This window comes from Salmonella sp. 2018103, assembly GCF_026247685.1.
Lineage (GTDB): Bacteria > Pseudomonadota > Gammaproteobacteria > Enterobacterales > Enterobacteriaceae > Salmonella > Salmonella enterica.
Window position 1 is genome coordinate 973872 of record NZ_CP111029.1, and the last position, 19987, is coordinate 993858.

Below are 19987 nucleotides of genomic sequence, written 5' to 3' on the forward strand. Positions count from 1 at the left end.
GACTGGCTACGATGATGGGGCGTGCTCCCCGCAATCCCATTGCGAACGTAAAAAATCAATAAATGCGCGTACTTTTGTCGATACATGGCGGGCGTCGGGGTAAACGGCATAAATGCCCTGACGGGGAAAATGATAGTCGGGTAACACGTGAATTAACGTTCCATCCTCCAGTGCGGTGTTGACTAACCATTGCGGCAGTAATGCGACGCCGCTTCCCGCGAGAGCGAAGGCCATCAGCGCGCGCGCGCTGTCGACAGAAATTTTGCCGGCTTTGCTTATCTCCAGACGTGAGTGTTGGCCATGATTATTCGTTACTGTCCACCGTAGCGGCGTAGGTAATCGCTCATGAATAATCCATTGCGCCTGGGCCAACGACTCCAGTGACGACACGGGGTGGCGGGCGAGCCACTGCGGCGCGGCGACCGGCAGAATGGTAAAGCGGGATATCAGCGCGGCGCGATAGCGGGAGTCCGCCAGCGAGCCAAGCCGAATCGCCACATCAAAGCGCTCGGCAATTAAATCGGCATGATGTGATGAGGACATATGTCGAATACGGAGATCGGGATGGCGCTGACTAAACTGCGCCAGTACCGGAATGACCACCTGTTCGCCAAACTCGGGCGTAGTGGTAATACGTAACTCGCCGCCCAGCCCACTATGGCTGGCACGCACTTCATCCTGCAAATTTTTCGCGGTGTTGAGTAAATTCACGCCTTTTTGGTAAAAGAGGATGCCGGCGTCTGTGAGCGTCAGTCGTCGGGTGGAACGTAGCAGTAACGTTACGCCAAGCTCTTTTTCAAGCTGCCGAATATTAAAACTCACTACCGCTTTTGTTTGGCCCGATGCGGCCGCCGCCGCCGTGAAGCTGCCGCTATCTACCACGGCGATAAACAGCGACATACGCTGCAAATTGAGCATGGCGAGCTCCTTTACTGTCAAAATTATTTTGACAGTATATCGTTGAAGCGCGGACTTATCTGGCTTTCTCCGGACGGCTACATTAGCGCCTCTGACGGAGGATGCATAATGACGTATCGCAGTAAAGTGGCAGTGGTTTACCTGCTCGGCTTCTTTCTTGATCTGATTAATCTGTTTATTGCCAGCGTGGCTTTTCCTGCGATGTCCGTGGATCTGCATACGTCCATATCGGCGCTGGCATGGGTGAGTAACGGTTATATCGCAGGATTAACGCTGATCGTTCCGTTTAGCGCGTTTCTTTCGCGTTATCTCGGCGCACGACGGCTGATCATATTTTCGCTCATTCTGTTTAGCGTTGCCGCCGCTGCCGCAGGTTTTGCCGATTCATTACACAGCCTTGTTTTCTGGCGTATTGTGCAGGGGGCGGGCGGTGGCTTATTGATCCCGGTTGGTCAGGCGTTAACCTGGCAACAGTTTAAACCGCATGAACGCGCTGGCGTGTCATCGGTTGTCATGATGGTGGCGCTACTGGCGCCGGCATGTTCGCCTGCGATTGGCGGGCTGCTGGTGGAAACGTGCGGCTGGCGCTGGATATTCTTTGCCACGCTGCCGGTGGCCGTTCTCACTTTATTGCTCGCTTATCGTTGGCTGAACGCCGCGCCGACGACAATGGCGTCAGCAAGATTGCTCCATCTGCCGTTGTTGATGGACAAGCTGCTGCGTTTTGCCATGATCGTCTATCTGTGTGTGCCGGGTATGTTCATTGGTATCAGCGTGGTCGGGATGTTTTATCTACAGAACGTCGCGCAGTTATCGCCTGCGGCGGCGGGGTCGCTGATGCTCCCCTGGTCGATCGCTTCATTTGTCGCCATTATGCTTACCGGACGTTACTTCAATCGGCTTGGGCCGCGTCCGCTGATTATCGTCGGCTGTCTTCTTCAGGCCGCAGGGATACTGCTTTTAACTAACGTTACGCCTGCGACATCGCACCGTGTACTGATGATGATATTCGCCTTAATGGGCGCTGGCGGCAGTTTGTGCAGCAGTACCGCGCAGAGTGGCGCTTTCCTGACTATTGCTTGCCGGGACATGCCTGACGCCAGCGCACTATGGAATCTTAATCGTCAGCTCAGCTTTTTCCTTGGCGCGACGCTGTTGACGCTGCTGTTAAACGCGCTCCAGCGCGTTATGTCGCTTGAGGTTGCTTATCGCTGGACCTTTATTGCCGCCGCCGGTATCACCCTGCTGCCCCTTATTTACGCTGTCTGTCTAAACAATAGACAGGCGCTTCTGTGCCTGAAAAAGGAAAGATCATGAATCCATATAAAGATGAAATTATTCACGCCCATGCGGCGATTGAGAACTGGCTTAGTAAGGGGATGGGTAGCCTGGAGGCGTTGATAGCGCGTTTCGCTGCTGATTTTACGATGATAACGCCAGGCGGTGTTTGTCTGGATTATCCGGCGCTGGGCGCTTTTTTCCAGGCGCAGCGCGGGTGTCGCCCGGGTCTGGTTATCGTGGTTGAGCACATTGACCTTGTGGCGGAGTGGCCGGAAGGCGCCGCGCTGCGTTATCGTGAGCGCCAGCAACTACCGGGCCAGGCCGAGACGGTACGCTGGTCGACGGTCATTTTAAAAAGGGAAAGAGGACGGATAGTCTGGCGTCATTTACACGAAACGACAGTCACAGCCTGAAAAGCCTGTGCTGGCGCGTGGGCCCGATAACGCGGCGCTATCGGGCCCGACACGTTTACACCAGACTTTTCAGCCGATAGATCCACTCCAGCGCCTGGCGTGGCGTCAGGGAGTCCGGATCGAGATTCTCCAGCGCTTCAACGGCAGGCGATGTCTCCTCCGGGGCCGCAAGCAACGACATTTGCGTGCCGTCCACCTGCGTTGCCGCCGCATTGGGCGAGATGCTTTCCAGCTCGCGGAGTTTTTGGCGCGCGCGTTTGATGACTTCTTTAGGGACGCCCGCAAGCGCCGCGACCGCCAGGCCATAGCTCTTACTTGCCGCGCCGTCCTGCACGCTGTGCATAAACGCGATAGTATCGCCGTGTTCCAGCGCATCCAGGTGGACGTTCGCCACGCCTTCCATTTTCTCCGGTAATTGGGTTAGCTCGAAGTAGTGGGTAGCGAACAGCGTTAACGCTTTAATCTTATTCGCGAGATTCTCCGCGCAGGCCCAGGCCAACGACAGCCCGTCATACGTGGAGGTACCGCGCCCGATTTCATCCATCAATACCAGACTGTTTTCCGTGGCATTATGCAGAATGTTCGCGGTTTCGGTCATCTCCACCATAAAGGTCGAACGCCCGGAAGCCAGGTCGTCCGCTGCGCCGACGCGGGTAAAAATACGGTCGATGGGGCCGATTTCCACGTTTTGCGCCGGAACGTAACTGCCGATATAGGCCAGCAGGGCGATCAATGCCGTTTGTCGCATATAGGTACTTTTACCGCCCATATTGGGGCCGGTAATGATCAACATCCGTCGTTGCGGCGACAGGTTGAGCGGGTTAGCAATAAACGGCTCATTCAGTACCTGTTCAACCACCGGATGGCGACCTTCGGTAATACGGATACCGGGTTTATCGGTAAATGTCGGGCAGGTGTAATTCAGCGTCCAGGCGCGTTCGGCCAGGTTAACCAGCACATCCAGCTCCGCCAGCGCGTTGGCGCTCTGCTGTAAATCGGCCAGATGCGGCAACAGCAGATCAAACAATTCGTCATATAGCTGTTTTTCCAGCGCCAGCGCTTTGCCTTTCGAGGTCAGAACTTTATCTTCGTACTCTTTTAGCTCAGGAATAATGTAGCGTTCGGCATTTTTCAGCGTCTGGCGACGCACATAATTGATGGGCGCCAGATGGCTTTGACCACGGCTAATCTGAATGTAATAACCATGTACCGCGTTATAGCCGACTTTCAGCGTATCCAGCCCGGTACGCTCGCGTTCGCGAATTTCCAGACGATCGAGATAATCGGTGGCGCCGTCCGCCAGCGCGCGCCATTCGTCCAGCTCTTCATGGTAGCCGGGCGCAATAACGCCGCCGTCGCGGACCAGTACCGGCGGCGCGTCAATAATGGCGCGTTCCAGGAGGTCGCGCAGCTCGGCGAAATCGCCCATTTTTTTACGCAACGCCTGTACCGGCGCGCTGTCAACGGTTTCAAGCTGAGCGTGCAATTCTGGCAGTTGCTGGAAGGCGTGACGCATTCGGGCGAGATCGCGCGGACGCGCGGTGCGCAGCGCCAGACGCGCAAGGATACGCTCCAGATCGCCGACCTGACGCAGCACCGGTTGCAGTTCGCTGACGGTGTCCTGCAAGGCGCCGATGGTCTGCTGGCGTTCACGCAATATGTCGGTATTTCGTACCGGCATATGCAGCCAGCGTTTAAGCATTCGGCTACCCATTGGCGTCACGGTACAGTCAAGCACCGCGGCGAGGGTATTTTCGACGCCGCCGGCCAGGTTCTGGGTAATTTCCAGATTGCGGCGGGTGGCGGCATCCATAATGATGCTGTCCTGCTGGCGTTCCATCGTAATGGAACGAATATGCGGCAGGGAGGTGCGCTGGGTATCTTTTACGTACTGTAACAGGCAGCCTGCCGCACATAATCCACGCGAGGCATTTTCGACGCCGAAACCGACCAGATCCCGCGTACCGAATTGCAGATTTAACTGCTGGCGGGCGGTATCAATCTCAAACTCCCACAACGGGCGACGGCGCAGACCCCGGCGTCCCTCTATTAACGCCATTTCAGCAAAATCTTCGGCATACAACAGTTCGGCGGGATTGGTGCGCTGCAGCTCTGCGGCCATCGTTTCACGGTCGGCGGGTTCGCTCAGACGAAAGCGCCCGGAGCTGATATCCAGCGTGGCGTAACCGTAGCCCTTACCATCCTGCCAGATAGCCGCCAGCAGGTTATCCTGACGCTCCTGTAACAGGGCTTCATCGCTGATGGTGCCAGGCGTAACGATACGCACGACCTTACGTTCAACGGGACCTTTGCTGGTGGCCGGATCGCCAATCTGTTCGCAAATAGCGACGGATTCGCCCTGATTGACCAGTTTCGCGAGGTAGTTTTCTACGGCGTGGTGCGGGATACCCGCCATAGGGATAGGTTCGCCAGCCGATGCGCCGCGTTTGGTCAGCGAAATATCGAGCAACTGCGACGCACGCTTTGCGTCGTCATAAAACAGCTCGTAAAAGTCTCCCATACGATAAAAGAGCAGGATCTCCGGATGCTGGGCTTTCAGCTTGAGATACTGCTGCATCATGGGGGTGTGGTTGGAGAAGTCCTTATCAAATGACTCATTCATATTGATTTTACTCGTTTTTTTATTCTTTCAAGTGCTCATGTGGCCCCAGGTAAAACCCTTATAAACTCACATAAACCCATAAATTTGTAACTCACCTGTAGCCTAAAATGTGACAGGTTACATTCTCATCATTCCTGGACTACAACAGGGGTGATACTTTGAAAACAACTCTCAGCCAGCCTTTTATTATCAACAAGTTAAGTATCAATGTTAAGCCTGCACTCAGTCGCTCTGGAAAAATCGTTTTCGAAGCTAACCCAGCTCAAAAACTCTACACTGTTTTCGATGACCACAGAGAAGCTCCTGCTGGTTTCGGGGTAAAAGCCAGTTTGACGAAAAAAACCTACGTAATCCAGCGAAGAGTAGCCTCGTCAGATCGTAATGTCAGTGAGGGTAGGAAGCCAAGTTCTGTCTTGAAAGTAAAAGTTGGAAATGTGTTCGATTTTCCAAATATTGGTGAAACAAGGCAAGTAGCCAGGCAATTAGTTCAGACCATGCTCGCAACAAAGAGAAATCCCAACAAAATTAAGAGGGGAGCGGATGCTTCCAAACTCGAGACTGTAATCAAGATTGTGTTGCATGAAGGCAAGCCGATCCATTTCGCCACCACGGTTATTGCGCTTTCTTCCGTTAGGTATCTGGAGCTGTGCGATCTTTACTCGTCTCAGGCGATCGAGTAACTACCTGCGTCGGATTACGGCTTCGTTTTTTTGGCCTGCGATCTTAATGCTGAAATGGGCAGAAAAACGCGAAATTTAGACGCTATTACGAATGGGCAATGGTACTTATTGAAGGCTATATCATTGCCCATAATGCAGGGAGGGTTGATATTATATAATTCTATTTCCAGATTACTTTATTTTAAAAAAAGACAGATTGCCTGAACAGAAAGAACCTGTGTCAATGTAGATTTGATTGGCGAATGTTGTTGTGTAGTCAACAATCATATGGCCGAAGATGAAAGTATCCGCACCGCGTATTGGATGGATATTCCCCTGTAACGAACCAAGCAGACGATCGCGTGACCATAGAACGCCATCAATATCAACTTGCTTCCCATAATCGTAGCTGTCATCTGGATAATCGGCATGGGCAATCACGTACTTCTTTGAGGACGTTTCAACCTCTATGATGTGAGGACGCTGCTTAAAAGTTAGTAATAGCTCAGTGGCTTCTTGCCTGTCTTTTTCGGTGACCGAGTCGTACCAGTAACCACCGTTTACATACCAGAAATTGCCATCCTGTGTTTCAAAAGCGTCAAGCGCCATAGCTTCATGATTACCCACTACAGAAATAAACCATGAGGTATTTAACAGTCTCAGTGTTTCAAGGTTTTCTTTTCCTCGATCAATGTTATCTCCAGTGGAGATCAAGAGATCGGTATCAGGAGAGAAATTTAATTGAGCCAGTCTGGTTAACAATAAGGAGTAACATCCATGAATATCACCAACGACCCAAATGTGGCGATAGAGATCGCTGTTGATGTCAGCATAACGAATTAATTCCATGATGTTCCTATAGCACAATTTTGGAGGCTGGTATTATAACAAAGAAGTAGGGTGATATTAATTTTTATTCTTTAAAATACACAGTTATTAAAATAGCCTACAAGCTAGAAATGAACAGAGAATATATATTTTATGAATCGGTTAATTAAAGTAGACGATGTGCTTGAAAGATGCACGATTTCTCGCGCAACACTTTACTGATTAATTGCAAAGGCATACTTTCTCGCTCAGCGGCACGACGGATACGCAGGCACTGCCGGGGCTGATTAGCCAGACTCACTGTAAAATCAGGGAAGCCTCGGCTGACGGCGCTTATGACACGCGCTATTGCCATGATGTGTTATTGAGGAAAAAAATCAGGCCGCTAATCCCGCCACGAAGCGGTGCGCGATACTGGCCGGACAAGTAGTACCATGAGCGTAACCACGCGGTGGCGAATCAACATCGGAGCGGCAGCAATGAGGTCTGGAAAAGAAAGTGGGCTATCACCGTCGTTCAGTAGTGGAAACAGCGATGTTTCGTATTAAAACCTTGCTGGGCGGCTATCTGAGTCTGCGGAACTATGACGCGCAGGTGGGTGAAGCGATGGCGATGCTCAAGGCGCTGAACTGGATGACGTTGTTGGCAATGCCGACCAGCGTCAGGCTCGTATAACGAGTGCTCCGGTGGGAGTCCTGTATCCTTATCGTTGGCCGATTCTGAATTATTCAACAAAGCCTCATGTTGTCATAACCTACCAGATGCAGATAAAGTAGCATAAAGCGTTTTAAACGACAGCAACAAGGAAAGGGGTTGATCGTTTAATGATACTGCGCCAAATAACAAAATTCATAGTAATTAACTCCTGATTAATTCGACATATTTTTCACTAATCATAAAGCCATTTCCCAGCTTTCGCTGACTCAGAAAACATTCTGATTGTTAAAGGTGTACGAGTTCGTTCTACATCTTCCCGTTTTAATTTAAACCATCGTGTAAGCAGTGGAGTATTCTCCCAAGGAAAATAACACGACCATTTAACTTGTGATAAATCTACATTAAATTTTTTTTCAAATTTATCCAAAGCTTCATGCAGGTCATCGCCTGGAGCTTCAAATAAATCAGAATCAAGTTCTAAAGGGATTTCTTTCCAATTGCTGTCTAAATATCCGGGAATCTCTTCATGGAAGAGTGTTAACACCTCTTGCTGAATTGTGTCCATCAAAAGGATATCCATTGTATACGATCTTTAGGGCGTGCTATTAGGTTGTATTTTGCCTGAGTTCTCCTTGATACCTGGTAAATTGAATTCACAAGACCAACCCAACCTAACCATGGAACATATCGTGCTATGACTGCGGCAAGATTATTTGTTTTTCGCATTCTTATACCAACGGGTGTAGGAACTCTAATACCGAAAGGAGTTTGTGCATTTCGTAAAAGCATTCTCCCATACCTGGAGATAACACTTGTCCCTTTGATTGCCTCTCCCGGTTTCGTTCTGGTTTTTAACCACGGTTGCCCGGCGAGGATAGCAGCACCTGACTCAATGCCAATCCCAGGTTCATCACAAAATTGCTCAAGGAAAATTACATCAAATAGTTCACCTGCTGACAGGTTCGATTGTCCGTGGTAGAAGTAGGTTCCGTTTAGTTCTTCTGTCGTATCCATTCAATCACCTTATAGACTGTTTGCCATTCATTCCAGACATCGGGACGTTTCTGCCGCTATACTAGCCTGGTAGTCAATACGCTGTCACAGGTAAAAAGAACGTTATCCGCGAAAAGTAGATGGGGTATCGTAAGAATGCCAACATGTGGGGCAAGAGGGGGATGTCAGTTTATCGCGATATACGAGACGATAGTTTGTCAGTATAAGTTTCGGCTATTCTCCCAAGTCTGGGAGGCCGTTCTTTATCGCAAATAAAAAAAGCAGCAGCGAGGTGCTGCTGTATCAAAAAGCAGATTGATAAATGCAACGTAAGAGACAAATGGCCAACCGTAAAAGTGACCATAGCTATAATAATTATATTGATATTAAGTGGCAATGCAAAATATGGTCTTAATTATATCATGATGAGTTCAGCCAAAGGTGATATGGCCTTATAAGGCTTGCAGTCTTTCATGGGCAGCAAGTAGCGTCTGATATATGCTTAAATTCTTACTTCCGGGTTCAAGCAGAACTTTTTTAAATTCGGTCATGAGTTGTTCTTCATCTTCTTTCGAACGCATGTATTGTGGATGCTCCTGGAAGAAAGTGAGCGCCTGTTCTTTGGTTTGTTTATATTTTTCGCAAAAAATGCTTGAGCTGATTGCGCTATTTTTTGATGCGGAATTATCAGCGGTCTGGTTTGATAATGATTTATTCTTCGCAAGGTCTGACGGCACATACGGAAGAGACTGACACTCATCAATACTATTTGCGTTGGCCTGTTGCTCTTTCTGAGCGCCAGGTTGCGGTACAGGTTTGCTCACGGAGGAAGGGAGGGGCACCTGGGCACAGCCAATCAGTAAAAAGACAGGAAGACAGCTATAAAATTTTTTCATATTAACTCCAACTACAGAAGAATGAGGCACAATGTTTTTACACAACCGTCAGAACGTTATCTGACAATAGTTATAAGGGGGCGAATGCGTTTCAGGAATGCTAGCAAAAAAAACTCCTGATATAAATAATTAATTCTTCATCCCGATGACAATATTTGATTTTTTGCTGCTGCAGAATAATAAGCCAGAATTTATACACTATGAGCTGATTTTCTATTTTAAATTATCAAGCGCTGTGCAAGTGGGCCAATTTAATTAGCGGGTGGCATCAGTTTCATAATGATTGCATCAGGATTTTGCCACCCGCTCCCGGTATTGTTTACATATTAAAATGATTTTTAACTGGTGCTGACAACTATGCTAAATACGCAGGAAGTACTTAAAGAAGGAGAGAAGCGGAAAATCCGCAGCCCGGAAGCATGGTTTATACAGACGTGTTCCGCGCAAAAGCTGCATATGTCATTTTCTGAAGGCCGACACAATGAAAACTGCCTGATTCAGGAAGGCGCGCTGCTTTTTTGCGAGCAGGCTGTTGTCGCACCAGTATCAGGAGACGTGGTTTTTCGACCGTTAAAAATTGAAGTACTCAGCAAATTACTGGCATTTATCGATGGCGCAGGATTAGTGGACACGACATATGCTGAATCCGATAAATGGGTTTTGCTGAGTCCTGAGTTTCGCGCTATTTGGCAAGATCGTAAACGCTGCGAGTACTGGTTTTTGCAGCAAATTATTACGCCTTCTCCGGCCTTCAATAAGGTACTGGCGCTGTTACGAAAAAGCGAGAGTTACTGGTTGGTTGGCTATTTACTCGCTCAGTCAACCAGCGGCAACACGATGAGAATGCTGGGAGAAGACTATGGCGTTTCTTATACCCATTTTCGTCGTTTGTGCAGCAGAGCGTTGGGCGGAAAAGCGAAGAGTGAATTACGAAACTGGCGTATGGCGCAATCGCTGCTGAATAGTGTAGAAGGCCACGAGAACATCACCCAATTAGCCGTTAATCATGGTTACTCATCGCCTTCACATTTTTCTAGTGAGATCAAAGAGCTGATCGGCGTTTCGCCGCGGAAATTATCAAATATTATTCAATTGGCAGACAAATGAAGACACATATTCTTTTGGCCAGAGTGCTGGCATGTGCCGCGCTTGTTCTGGTTGCACCTGGTTATTCTAGTGAAAAAATACCTGTAACGGGAAGTGGGTTTGTTGCGAAAGACGATAGCCTGCGGACATTTTTCGATGCCATGGCGCTACAGCTAAAGGAGCCTGTCATTGTTAGCAAAATGGCGGCACGAAAAAAAATTACGGGCAACTTTGAGTTTCACGATCCTAACGCATTACTGGAGAAGCTTTCCCTACAACTGGGGCTGATTTGGTATTTCGATGGGCAGGCTATCTATATTTATGACGCCAGTGAAATGCGCAATGCCGTGGTTTCTTTACGCAACGTCTCACTCAATGAGTTCAACAATTTTCTAAAACGCTCAGGTTTATATAACAAAAATTACCCGCTACGTGGCGATAACCGTAAAGGAACATTCTATGTTTCAGGGCCACCCGTCTATGTTGATATGGTGGTCAACGCCGCCACCATGATGGACAAGCAAAACGATGGTATTGAGCTGGGACGTCAGAAAATAGGGGTGATGCGTCTGAACAATACCTTCGTGGGCGATCGTACCTACAATCTGCGCGATCAGAAAATGGTTATCCCCGGTATTGCCACGGCCATTGAAAGGTTATTGCAGGGAGAAGAGCAACCCTTAGGTAATATTGTCAGTAGCGAACCCCCGGCGATGCCAGCGTTTTCAGCGAATGGAGAGAAAGGTAAAGCAGCAAATTATGCCGGTGGCATGAGTCTGCAGGAAGCTTTAAAGCAAAATGCCGCGGCGGGCAATATTAAAATCGTGGCCTATCCGGATACCAACAGTTTGTTAGTAAAGGGAACGGCTGAGCAGGTGCATTTTATCGAAATGCTGGTTAAAGCGCTGGATGTCGCCAAACGTCACGTAGAATTATCCCTGTGGATTGTCGATCTTAATAAAAGCGATCTGGAGCGTTTGGGCACTTCATGGAGCGGCAGCATTACTATTGGGGACAAACTTGGCGTGTCATTAAACCAGGCTTCAATAAGTACCCTCGATGGCAGTCGATTCATCGCCGCGGTAAATGCGTTAGAAGAGAAGAAACAGGCGACAGTGGTTTCGCGCCCGGTATTACTGACTCAGGAAAATGTTCCCGCTATTTTTGATAACAACAGAACGTTTTACACCAAGCTGATTGGGGAACGTAATGTGGCGCTTGAGCATGTAACATACGGAACAATGATCCGAGTGCTGCCCCGTTTTTCCGCAGATGGTCAGATAGAAATGTCGCTGGACATTGAAGATGGCAACGATAAGACGCCGCAATCCGATACTACCACCTCCGTAGATGCGTTACCCGAAGTCGGGCGAACGTTAATTAGCACTATTGCGAGAGTTCCGCACGGAAAAAGTTTGCTGGTCGGTGGTTATACACGGGATGCAAATACCGATACTGTCCAAAGTATTCCGTTTTTAGGCAAATTACCGCTTATTGGTAGCCTGTTCCGTTATTCCAGTAAGAATAAAAGTAATGTTGTTCGTGTATTCATGATTGAACCAAAAGAAATTGTCGACCCGTTAACGCCGGATGCCAGCGAATCGGTAAACAATATTCTGAAGCAAAGCGGTGCCTGGAGTGGGGACGATAAGTTACAGAAATGGGTTCGTGTTTATCTGGATAGAGGTCAGGAGGCAATTAAATGATTCCTGGCTCAACCTCCGGTATTTCATTTTCCAGAATATTGTCCCGGCAGACATCTCACCAGGATGCGACCCAGCATACTGATGCGCAACAGGCGGAAATACAACAGGCCGCAGAGGATTCGTCTCCAGGGGCGGAAGTACAAAAATTTGTCCAGTCGACGGACGAAATGTCAGCGGCGCTGGCGCAATTTCGTAACCGTCGCGATTATGAAAAAAAATCCAGTAATTTATCTAATAGTTTTGAACGCGTGCTGGAGGATGAGGCTTTACCGAAGGCGAAGCAAATATTAAAGCTAATTAGCGTACATGGCGGCGCGTTAGAAGATTTTTTACGTCAGGCGCGTAGCTTATTTCCTGACCCCAGTGATTTAGTCCTTGTGTTACGCGAATTGCTTCGTCGTAAAGATCTGGAAGAGATCGTGCGGAAAAAGCTGGAGTCGTTACTTAAGCACGTTGAAGAGCAAACCGATCCGAAGACCCTCAAGGCAGGGATTAATTGTGCGTTGAAGGCCCGGCTTTTTGGGAAAACATTATCGTTAAAACCAGGCTTATTGCGCGCCAGCTATCGGCAATTTATCCAGAGTGAATCACATGAAGTGGAGATTTACTCTGACTGGATAGCCAGTTATGGCTATCAACGTCGACTGGTGGTACTGGATTTTATCGAGGGTTCGCTATTAACCGATATTGACGCGAATGACGCCAGCTGTTCGCGTCTGGAGTTTGGCCAGCTTTTACGACGCCTGACGCAACTTAAAATGTTGCGCTCCGCTGACCTACTGTTTGTGAGTACATTGTTGTCGTATTCGTTTACCAAAGCGTTTAATGCGGAGGAGTCGTCGTGGCTACTACTGATGCTTTCACTATTGCAACAGCCACATGAAGTGGATTCGCTGTTAGCCGATATTATAGGTTTGAATGCGTTATTGCTTAGTCATAAAGAACATGCATCCTTTTTGCAGATATTTTATCAAGTATGTAAAGCCATACCCTCTTCACTCTTTTATGAAGAATATTGGCAGGAAGAATTGTTAATGGCGTTACGTAGTATGACCGATATTGCCTACAAGCATGAAATGGCAGAACAGCGTCGTACTATTGAAAAGCTGTCTTAATTTAATATTAACAGGATACCTATAGTGCTGCTTTCTCTACTTAACAGTGCTCGTTTACGACCTGAATTACTGATTCTGGTACTAATGGTGATGATCATTTCTATGTTCGTCATTCCATTACCTACCTATCTGGTTGATTTCCTGATCGCACTGAATATCGTACTGGCGATATTGGTGTTTATGGGGTCGTTCTACATTGACAGAATCCTCAGTTTTTCAACGTTTCCTGCGGTACTGTTAATTACCACGCTCTTTCGTCTGGCATTATCGATCAGTACCAGCCGTCTTATCTTGATTGAAGCCGATGCCGGTGAAATTATCGCCACGTTCGGGCAATTCGTTATTGGCGATAGCCTGGCGGTGGGTTTTGTTGTCTTCTCTATTGTCACCGTGGTCCAGTTTATCGTTATTACCAAAGGTTCAGAACGCGTCGCGGAAGTCGCGGCCCGATTTTCTCTGGATGGTATGCCCGGTAAACAGATGAGTATTGATGCCGATTTGAAGGCCGGTATTATTGATGCGGATGCCGCGCGCGAACGGCGAAGCGTACTGGAAAGGGAAAGCCAGCTTTACGGTTCCTTTGACGGTGCGATGAAGTTTATCAAAGGTGACGCTATTGCCGGCATCATTATTATCTTTGTGAACTTTATTGGCGGTATTTCGGTGGGGATGACCCGCCATGGTATGGATTTGTCCTCCGCCCTGTCTACTTATACCATGCTGACCATTGGTGATGGTCTTGTCGCCCAGATCCCCGCATTGTTGATTGCGATTAGTGCCGGTTTTATCGTGACTCGCGTAAATGGCGATAGCGATAATATGGGGCGGAATATCATGACGCAGCTGTTGAACAACCCATTTGTATTGGTTGTTACGGCTATTTTGACCATTTCAATGGGAACTCTGCCGGGATTCCCGCTGCCGGTATTTGTTATTTTATCGGTGGTTTTAAGCGTACTCTTCTATTTTAAATTCCGTGAAGCAAAACGTAGCGCCGCCAAACCTAAAACCAGCAAAGGCGAGCAGCCGCTCAGTATTGAGGAAAAAGAAGGGTCGTCGTTAGGACTGATTGGCGATCTCGATAAAGTCTCTACAGAAACCGTACCGTTGATATTACTTGTGCCGAAGAGCCGGCGTGAAGATCTGGAAAAAGCTCAACTTGCGGAGCGTCTACGTAGTCAGTTCTTTATTGATTATGGCGTGCGCCTGCCGGAAGTATTGTTACGCGATGGCGAGGGTCTGGACGATAACAGCATCGTATTGTTGATTAATGAGATCCGTGTTGAACAATTTACGGTCTATTTTGATTTGATGCGAGTGGTAAATTATTCCGATGAAGTCGTGTCCTTTGGCATTAATCCAACAATCCATCAGCAAGGTAGCAGTCAGTATTTCTGGGTAACGCATGAAGAGGGGGAGAAACTCCGGGAGCTTGGCTATGTGTTGCGGAACGCGCTTGATGAGCTTTACCACTGTCTGGCGGTGACGCTGGCGCGCAACGTCAATGAATATTTCGGTATTCAGGAAACAAAACATATGCTGGACCAACTGGAAGCGAAATTTCCTGATTTACTTAAAGAAGTGCTCAGACATGCCACGGTACAACGTATATCTGAAGTTTTGCAGCGTTTGTTAAGCGAACGTGTTTCCGTGCGTAATATGAAATTAATTATGGAAGCGCTCGCCTTGTGGGCGCCAAGAGAAAAAGATGTCATTAACCTTGTGGAGCATATTCGTGGAGCAATGGCGCGTTATATTTGCCATAAATTCGCCAATGGCGGCGAATTACGAGCAGTAATGGTATCTGCTGAAGTTGAGGATGTTATTCGCAAAGGGATCCGTCAGACCTCTGGCAGTACCTTCCTCAGCCTTGACCCGGAAGCCTCCGCTAATTTGATGGATCTCATTACACTTAAGTTGGATGATTTATTGATTGCACATAAAGATCTTGTCCTCCTTACGTCTGTCGATGTCCGTCGATTTATTAAGAAAATGATTGAAGGTCGTTTTCCGGATCTGGAGGTTTTATCTTTCGGTGAGATAGCAGATAGCAAGTCAGTGAATGTTATAAAAACAATATAAGGGCTTAATTAAGGAAAAGATCTATGCAACATTTGGATATCGCTGAATTAGTTCGTTCCGCACTGGAAGTAAGTGGTTGCGATCCTTCACTCATCGGAGGAATAGATAGCCATTCAACAATTGTTCTGGATTTATTTGCATTGCCAAGTATCTGTATCAGCGTCAAGGACGATGATGTATGGATCTGGGCGCAATTGGGTGCTGACAGCATGGTGGTATTACAACAGCGGGCTTATGAAATCTTAATGACCATAATGGAAGGATGCCATTTTGCCCGCGGCGGGCAATTACTACTGGGGGAGCAGAATGGGGAGCTAACGCTTAAAGCCTTAGTGCATCCGGATTTTTTATCTGACGGTGAAAAGTTCTCTACTGCCTTGAATGGGTTTTACAACTATCTGGAAGTTTTTAGTCGGTCGCTAATGAGATGAAAACACCTCGTTTACTGCAATATCTGGCCTACCCACAAAAAATAACCGGCCCAATTATTGAGGCGGAATTGCGCGATGTAGCCATTGGCGAACTGTGTGAAATACGCCGTGGCTGGCACCAAAAACAGGTTGTTGCACGTGCGCAGGTGGTTGGCTTACAGCGGGAACGCACCGTGCTGAGCCTTATCGGCAATGCCCAGGGGCTGAGCCGCGATGTCGTGCTTTATCCCACTGGACGTGCGTTATCGGCGTGGGTGGGATACTCGGTATTAGGCGCGGTGTTGGATCCGACAGGGAAAATCGTTGAGCGTTTTACCCCTGAAGTGGCGCCGATTAGCGAAGAACGCGTTATTGATGTCGCACCGCCTTCTTACGCTTCGCGCGTTGGCGTCCGTGAACCGCTGATTACCGGTGTGCGCGCGATTGACGGGTTATTGACCTGTGGCGTAGGCCAGCGAATGGGCATTTTTGCCTCCGCAGGATGCGGTAAGACCATGCTGATGCATATGCTGATCGAGCAAACGGAGGCGGATGTTTTTGTTATTGGTCTTATCGGTGAACGAGGCCGCGAGGTCACTGAATTCGTGGATATGTTGCGCGCTTCGCATAAGAAAGAAAAATGCGTGCTGGTTTTTGCCACTTCCGATTTCCCCTCGGTCGATCGCTGTAATGCGGCGCAACTGGCGACAACCGTAGCGGAATATTTTCGCGACCAGGGAAAACGGGTCGTGCTTTTTATCGATTCCATGACCCGTTATGCGCGTGCTTTGCGAGATGTGGCACTGGCGTCGGGAGAGCGTCCGGCCCGTCGAGGTTATCCAGCCTCCGTATTCGATAATTTGCCCCGCTTGCTGGAACGCCCCGGGGCGACCAGCGAGGGAAGCATTACTGCCTTTTATACGGTGCTGCTGGAAAGCGAGGAAGAGGCGGACCCGATGGCGGATGAAATTCGCTCTATCCTTGACGGTCACCTGTATCTGAGCAGAAAGCTGGCCGGTCAGGGACATTACCCGGCAATCGATGTACTGAAAAGCGTAAGCCGCGTTTTTGGACAAGTCACGACGCCGACACATGCTGAACAGGCATCTGCTGTGCGTAAATTAATGACGCGTCTGGAAGAGCTCCAGCTTTTCATTGATTTGGGAGAATATCGTCCTGGCGAAAATATCGATAACGATCGGGCGATGCAGATGCGGGATAGCCTGAAAGCCTGGTTATGCCAGCCGGTAGCGCAGTATTCATCCTTTGATGACACGTTGAGCGGTATGAATGCATTCGCTGACCAGAATTAAAGTATTGCAGCGGCGCTGTACGGTATTTCATTCACAGTGTGAGTCGATATTACTTCGCTATCAGGATGAGGACCGCGGGCTGCAGGCCGAGGAGGAGGCGATCCTTGAACAAATAGCGGGTCTGAAATTGTTATTAGATACGCTGCGTGCAGAAAACAGACAGCTCAGTCGTGAGGAAATTTATACGTTATTACGTAAGCAGTCTATTGTTCGCCGGCAGATAAAAGATTTAGAACTCCAGATTATACAAATTCAGGAAAAACGGAGCGAGCTGGAAAAGAAAAGGGAAGAGTTTCAGAAAAAAAGTAAATATTGGTTGCGCAAAGAAGGGAACTATCAACGCTGGATAATCCGTCAGAAAAGACACTATATCCAGCGAGAGATACAGCAGGAAGAGGCCGAGTCAGAGGAGATAATTTAATGGGCGATGTGTCAGCTGTCAGTTCATCCGGGAACATTTTACTGCCGCAGCAGGATGAGGTTGGCGGTTTATCAGAAGCATTAAAAAAAGCGGTGGAAAAACATAAGACAGAATATTCCGATCATAAAAAAGATCGCGACTATGGCGATGCTTTCGTAATGCATAAAGAAACGGCTTTACCGGTATTGCTGGCGGCATGGCGACATGGCGCGCCAGCGAAATCAGAACATCACAATGGTAACGTTTCTGGTCTGCATCATAACGGAAAAGGCGAACTCAGGATTGCTGAAAAACTGTTGAAAGTCACTGCTGAAAAATCTGTCGGTTTGATCTCTGCGGAGGCCAAAGTAGATAAATCCGCAGCGTTGCTATCGTCTAAAAATAGGCCGTTAGAAAACGTAAGCGGTAAAAAATTATCTGCTGATTTAAAAGCTGTGGAATCCGTTAGTGAAGTAGCCGATAACGCCACGGGAATCTCTGACGATAATATCAAGGCATTGCCTGGGGATAATAAAGCCATCGCGGGCGAAGGCGTTCGTAAAGAGGGCGCGCCGCTGGCGCGGGATGTCGCACCTGCCCGAATGGCCGCAGCCAATACCGGTAAGCCTGACGATAAAGATCATAAAAAGGTTAAAGATGTTTCTCAGCTTCCGCTGCAACCAACCACTATCGCCGATCTTAGCCAATTAACCGGCGGCGATGAAAAAATGCCTTTAGCGGCGCAATCAAAGCCGATGATGACTATTTTTCCCACTGCCGATGGCGTGAAAGGGGAGGATAGCTCGCTGACTTACCGTTTTCAGCGCTGGGGAAATGACTATTCCGTCAATATTCAGGCGCGGCAAGCAGGGGAGTTTTCGTTAATACCGTCAAATACGCAGGTTGAACATCGTTTGCATGATCAATGGCAAAACGGTAATCCCCAGCGCTGGCACCTGACGCGAGACGATCAACAAAATCCGCAGCAGCAACAGCACAGACAGCAATCTGGCGAGGAGGATGACGCCTGATGTCATTGCGTGTGAGACAGATTGATCGTCGCGAATGGCTATTGGCGCAAACCGCGACAGAATGCCAGCGCCATGGCCAGGAAGCTACGCTGGAATATCCGACGCGACAGGGAATGTGGGTTCGGTTGAGCGATGCAGAAAAACGGTGGTCGGCGTGGATTAAACCTGGGGACTGGCTTGAGCATGTCTCTCCCGCTCTGGCGGGGGCGGCGGTTTCTGCTGGCGCTGAGCACCTGGTCGTTCCCTGGCTTGCTGCAACAGAGCGACCGTTTGAGTTGCCCGTGCCGCATTTGTCCTGTCGGCGTTTATGCGTAGAGAACCCCGTGCCGGGAAGCGCGCTGCCGGAAGGGAAATTGTTGCACATTATGAGCGATCGGGGCGGCCTGTGGTTTGAATATCTTCCTGAACTGCCTGCAGTCGGGGGCGGCAGGCCGAAAATGCTGCGTTGGCCGTTGCGCTTTGTAATCGGTAGCAGTGATACGCAGCGTTCGTTGCTGGGCCGAATCGGGATCGGAGATGTACTCCTGATTCGTACTTCCCGTGCGGAAGTTTATTGCTACGCGAAAAAGTTAGGTCATTTCAACCGTGTTGAAGGGGGAATTATTGTGGAAACGTTAGATATTCAACATATCGAAGAAGAAAATAATACAACTGAAACTGCAGAAACTCTGCCTGGCTTGAACCAATTGCCCGTCAAACTGGAATTTGTTTTGTATCGTAAGAACGTTACCCTCGCCGAACTCGAAACCATGGGGCAGCAGCAGCTATTATCACTGCCGACCAATGCTGAACTTAACGTTGAAATTATGGCGAATGGTGTTTTGCTGGGTAATGGCGAACTGGTACAGATGAATGACACCTTAGGCGTTGAGATCCATGAATGGCTGAGCGAGTCTGGTAATGGGGAATGATATCTCATTAATTGCCTTACTGGCATTTTCCACCCTGTTGCCATTTATTATTGCGTCAGGAACCTGTTTCGTTAAATTTTCTATTGTATTTGTCATGGTGCGTAACGCCCTGGGATTGCAGCAGATACCTTCAAATATGACGCTTAACGGCGTCGCATTGCTGCTTTCTATGTTTGTTATGTGGCCCATAATGCATGATGCCTACGTCTATTTTGAGGACGAAGATGTCACCTTTAATGATATTTCGTCATTAAGTAAACACGTTGATGAAGGTCTGGATGGTTATCGCGATTATCTGATCAAATATTCAGATCGCGAGTTAGTTCAGTTTTTTGAAAACGCGCAACTGAAGCGTCAGTATGGAGAAGAGACCGAGACGGTAAAGCGTGACAAAGATGAAATTGAAAAGCCATCAATATTTGCGTTATTACCTGCTTATGCGCTGAGCGAAATAAAAAGCGCGTTTAAAATTGGTTTTTATCTCTATTTGCCCTTTGTTGTCGTCGACCTGGTGGTATCCAGCGTGCTACTGGCGCTGGGGATGATGATGATGAGTCCGGTGACGATATCTACACCTATTAAGCTGGTGCTTTTTGTCGCGCTTGATGGCTGGACATTACTGTCTAAGGGATTGATTTTACAGTATATGGACATTGCAACATGAC

At 48.4% G+C, this 19987-nt stretch carries 19 protein-coding genes and 2 pseudogenes; 14 read left to right on the top strand and 7 right to left on the bottom strand.

Going from position 1 to position 19987, the window contains the following annotated elements; all coding sequences use genetic code 11:
* Positions 1–6: 6 nt before the first annotated feature.
* Entirely contained in the window at positions 7–939 is a 933-nt protein-coding gene (locus OLG56_RS04645) for a LysR family transcriptional regulator (protein ID WP_072275020.1), read from the bottom strand.
* An 87-nt stretch (positions 940–1026) separates the two neighbouring features.
* Between OLG56_RS04645 and OLG56_RS04650 the strand changes: the two genes are divergently transcribed.
* Both OLG56_RS04650 and OLG56_RS04655 read left to right on the top strand, forming a co-directional pair.
* A complete protein-coding gene (locus OLG56_RS04650) occupies positions 1027–2235 on the top strand; it encodes an MFS transporter (RefSeq protein ID WP_061377575.1) in 1209 nt (402 codons plus the stop codon).
* Positions 2232–2612: a DUF4440 domain-containing protein gene (locus OLG56_RS04655; RefSeq protein WP_001070459.1), complete on the top strand. Its 381-nt coding sequence runs from the start codon at positions 2232–2234 to the stop codon at positions 2610–2612. The genes OLG56_RS04650 and OLG56_RS04655 overlap by 4 nt, the downstream gene beginning before the upstream one ends.
* Before the next feature lie 55 nt (positions 2613–2667).
* Here OLG56_RS04655 and mutS read toward each other — a convergent pair whose 3' ends face one another.
* Positions 2668–5235, bottom strand: a complete 2568-nt coding sequence (gene mutS, locus OLG56_RS04660) for a DNA mismatch repair protein MutS (RefSeq protein ID WP_001005807.1) — start codon at positions 5233–5235, stop codon at positions 2668–2670.
* A 158-nt stretch (positions 5236–5393) separates the two neighbouring features.
* Between mutS and OLG56_RS04665 the strand changes: the two genes are divergently transcribed.
* Positions 5394–5915, top strand: coding sequence for a hypothetical protein (locus tag OLG56_RS04665; RefSeq protein ID WP_061377574.1), 522 nt, complete (start codon positions 5394–5396; stop codon positions 5913–5915).
* Positions 5916–6086: 171 nt separating this feature from the next.
* On the opposite strand, the gene pphB is transcribed toward OLG56_RS04665, so the two are convergent.
* Positions 6087–6743 carry a protein-serine/threonine phosphatase gene (gene pphB, locus OLG56_RS04670; RefSeq protein WP_023262722.1) on the bottom strand — a complete coding sequence of 219 codons (657 nt, stop codon included), beginning with the start codon at positions 6741–6743 and terminating at the stop codon, positions 6087–6089.
* A gap of 223 nt (positions 6744–6966) precedes the next feature.
* On the opposite strand from pphB, the pseudogene OLG56_RS04675 reads away from it, so the two are divergent.
* Positions 6967–7397: pseudogene (locus tag OLG56_RS04675) on the top strand (transposase); the annotation flags it as partial.
* Positions 7398–7469: 72 nt separating this feature from the next.
* Here the strand turns inward: OLG56_RS04675 and OLG56_RS04680 are convergent.
* The 4 genes and pseudogenes from OLG56_RS04680 to invH all read right to left on the bottom strand — a co-directional run.
* Positions 7470–7562, bottom strand: a pseudogene (locus OLG56_RS04680) (GNAT family N-acetyltransferase); the annotation flags it as partial.
* A gap of 49 nt (positions 7563–7611) precedes the next feature.
* Positions 7612–7959, bottom strand: coding sequence for a DUF1493 family protein (locus OLG56_RS04685; protein ID WP_077948848.1), 348 nt, complete (start codon positions 7957–7959; stop codon positions 7612–7614).
* Positions 7944–8393, bottom strand: a complete 450-nt coding sequence (locus tag OLG56_RS04690; protein WP_061377572.1) for an STM2901 family protein — start codon at positions 8391–8393, stop codon at positions 7944–7946. The genes OLG56_RS04685 and OLG56_RS04690 overlap by 16 nt, the downstream gene beginning before the upstream one ends.
* Before the next feature lie 431 nt (positions 8394–8824).
* On the bottom strand, positions 8825–9268 hold the full coding sequence (gene invH, locus OLG56_RS04695; protein ID WP_061377571.1) for an SPI-1 type III secretion system invasion lipoprotein InvH: 444 nt from the start codon (positions 9266–9268) through the stop codon (positions 8825–8827).
* A 456-nt stretch (positions 9269–9724) separates the two neighbouring features.
* Here invH and invF point away from each other — a divergent pair, with 456 nt between their 5' ends.
* From invF to spaP, 10 genes are read left to right on the top strand one after another with little or no spacing between them, the layout of a single operon-like run.
* The gene (gene invF / locus OLG56_RS04700; RefSeq protein ID WP_001747511.1) at positions 9725–10375 is read left to right on the top strand and encodes a type III secretion system transcriptional activator InvF; all 651 of its coding nucleotides are present in this window, start codon (positions 9725–9727) and stop codon (positions 10373–10375) included.
* On the top strand, positions 10372–12060 hold the full coding sequence (gene invG / locus OLG56_RS04705) for a type III secretion system outer membrane ring protein InvG (protein ID WP_000848099.1): 1689 nt from the start codon (positions 10372–10374) through the stop codon (positions 12058–12060). The genes invF and invG overlap by 4 nt, the downstream gene beginning before the upstream one ends.
* Positions 12057–13175 carry a type III secretion system gatekeeper InvE gene (invE, locus tag OLG56_RS04710; RefSeq protein ID WP_000612171.1) on the top strand — a complete coding sequence of 373 codons (1119 nt, stop codon included), beginning with the start codon at positions 12057–12059 and terminating at the stop codon, positions 13173–13175. Before invG ends, invE begins: the two co-directional genes overlap by 4 nt.
* Before the next feature lie 24 nt (positions 13176–13199).
* Positions 13200–15257, top strand: a complete 2058-nt coding sequence (invA, locus tag OLG56_RS04715) for a type III secretion system export apparatus protein InvA (RefSeq protein WP_000927219.1) — start codon at positions 13200–13202, stop codon at positions 15255–15257.
* Positions 15258–15280: 23 nt separating this feature from the next.
* Positions 15281–15688 (top strand): SPI-1 type III secretion system chaperone SpaK, encoded by a 408-nt coding sequence (gene spaK, locus OLG56_RS04720; protein ID WP_001164066.1) that lies wholly within the window; start codon positions 15281–15283, stop codon positions 15686–15688.
* The gene (gene invC / locus OLG56_RS04725) at positions 15685–16980 is read left to right on the top strand and encodes a SctN family type III secretion system ATPase InvC (protein WP_000856766.1); all 1296 of its coding nucleotides are present in this window, start codon (positions 15685–15687) and stop codon (positions 16978–16980) included. The genes spaK and invC overlap by 4 nt, the downstream gene beginning before the upstream one ends.
* Positions 16958–17401, top strand: a complete 444-nt coding sequence (gene spaM / locus OLG56_RS04730; RefSeq protein ID WP_000555884.1) for an SPI-1 type III secretion system protein SpaM — start codon at positions 16958–16960, stop codon at positions 17399–17401. Before invC ends, spaM begins: the two co-directional genes overlap by 23 nt.
* Positions 17401–18411 carry an SPI-1 type III secretion system protein SpaN gene (spaN, locus tag OLG56_RS04735; RefSeq protein ID WP_000503095.1) on the top strand — a complete coding sequence of 337 codons (1011 nt, stop codon included), beginning with the start codon at positions 17401–17403 and terminating at the stop codon, positions 18409–18411. The genes spaM and spaN overlap by 1 nt, the downstream gene beginning before the upstream one ends.
* Positions 18411–19322 carry an SPI-1 type III secretion system protein SpaO gene (spaO, locus tag OLG56_RS04740; protein ID WP_000058727.1) on the top strand — a complete coding sequence of 304 codons (912 nt, stop codon included), beginning with the start codon at positions 18411–18413 and terminating at the stop codon, positions 19320–19322. Before spaN ends, spaO begins: the two co-directional genes overlap by 1 nt.
* Positions 19312–19986 carry an SPI-1 type III secretion system export apparatus protein SpaP gene (spaP, locus tag OLG56_RS04745; RefSeq protein ID WP_000526016.1) on the top strand — a complete coding sequence of 225 codons (675 nt, stop codon included), beginning with the start codon at positions 19312–19314 and terminating at the stop codon, positions 19984–19986. Before spaO ends, spaP begins: the two co-directional genes overlap by 11 nt.
* Position 19987: the final 1 nt, after the last annotated feature.

Excerpts from the sequence above, each read along its gene's own strand:
- OLG56_RS04650 (WP_061377575.1), top strand. The coding sequence starts at position 1,027 with ATGACGTATCGCAGTAAAGTGGCAGTGGTTTACCTGCTCGGCTTCTTT.
- OLG56_RS04655 (WP_001070459.1), top strand. The coding sequence starts at position 2,232 with ATGAATCCATATAAAGATGAAATTATTCACGCCCATGCGGCGATTGAG.
- mutS (WP_001005807.1), bottom strand. The coding sequence starts at position 5,235 with ATGAATGAGTCATTTGATAAGGACTTCTCCAACCACACCCCCATGATG.
- pphB (WP_023262722.1), bottom strand. The coding sequence starts at position 6,743 with ATGGAATTAATTCGTTATGCTGACATCAACAGCGATCTCTATCGCCAC.
- OLG56_RS04685 (WP_077948848.1), bottom strand. The coding sequence starts at position 7,959 with ATGGATATCCTTTTGATGGACACAATTCAGCAAGAGGTGTTAACACTC.
- OLG56_RS04690 (WP_061377572.1), bottom strand. The coding sequence starts at position 8,393 with ATGGATACGACAGAAGAACTAAACGGAACCTACTTCTACCACGGACAA.
- invH (WP_061377571.1), bottom strand. The coding sequence starts at position 9,268 with ATGAAAAAATTTTATAGCTGTCTTCCTGTCTTTTTACTGATTGGCTGT.
- invF (WP_001747511.1), top strand. The coding sequence starts at position 9,725 with ATGTCATTTTCTGAAGGCCGACACAATGAAAACTGCCTGATTCAGGAA.
- invG (WP_000848099.1), top strand. The coding sequence starts at position 10,372 with ATGAAGACACATATTCTTTTGGCCAGAGTGCTGGCATGTGCCGCGCTT.
- invE (WP_000612171.1), top strand. The coding sequence starts at position 12,057 with ATGATTCCTGGCTCAACCTCCGGTATTTCATTTTCCAGAATATTGTCC.
- spaK (WP_001164066.1), top strand. The coding sequence starts at position 15,281 with ATGCAACATTTGGATATCGCTGAATTAGTTCGTTCCGCACTGGAAGTA.
- invC (WP_000856766.1), top strand. The coding sequence starts at position 15,685 with ATGAAAACACCTCGTTTACTGCAATATCTGGCCTACCCACAAAAAATA.
- spaM (WP_000555884.1), top strand. The coding sequence starts at position 16,958 with ATGCATTCGCTGACCAGAATTAAAGTATTGCAGCGGCGCTGTACGGTA.
- spaN (WP_000503095.1), top strand. The coding sequence starts at position 17,401 with ATGGGCGATGTGTCAGCTGTCAGTTCATCCGGGAACATTTTACTGCCG.
- spaO (WP_000058727.1), top strand. The coding sequence starts at position 18,411 with ATGTCATTGCGTGTGAGACAGATTGATCGTCGCGAATGGCTATTGGCG.
- spaP (WP_000526016.1), top strand. The coding sequence starts at position 19,312 with ATGGGGAATGATATCTCATTAATTGCCTTACTGGCATTTTCCACCCTG.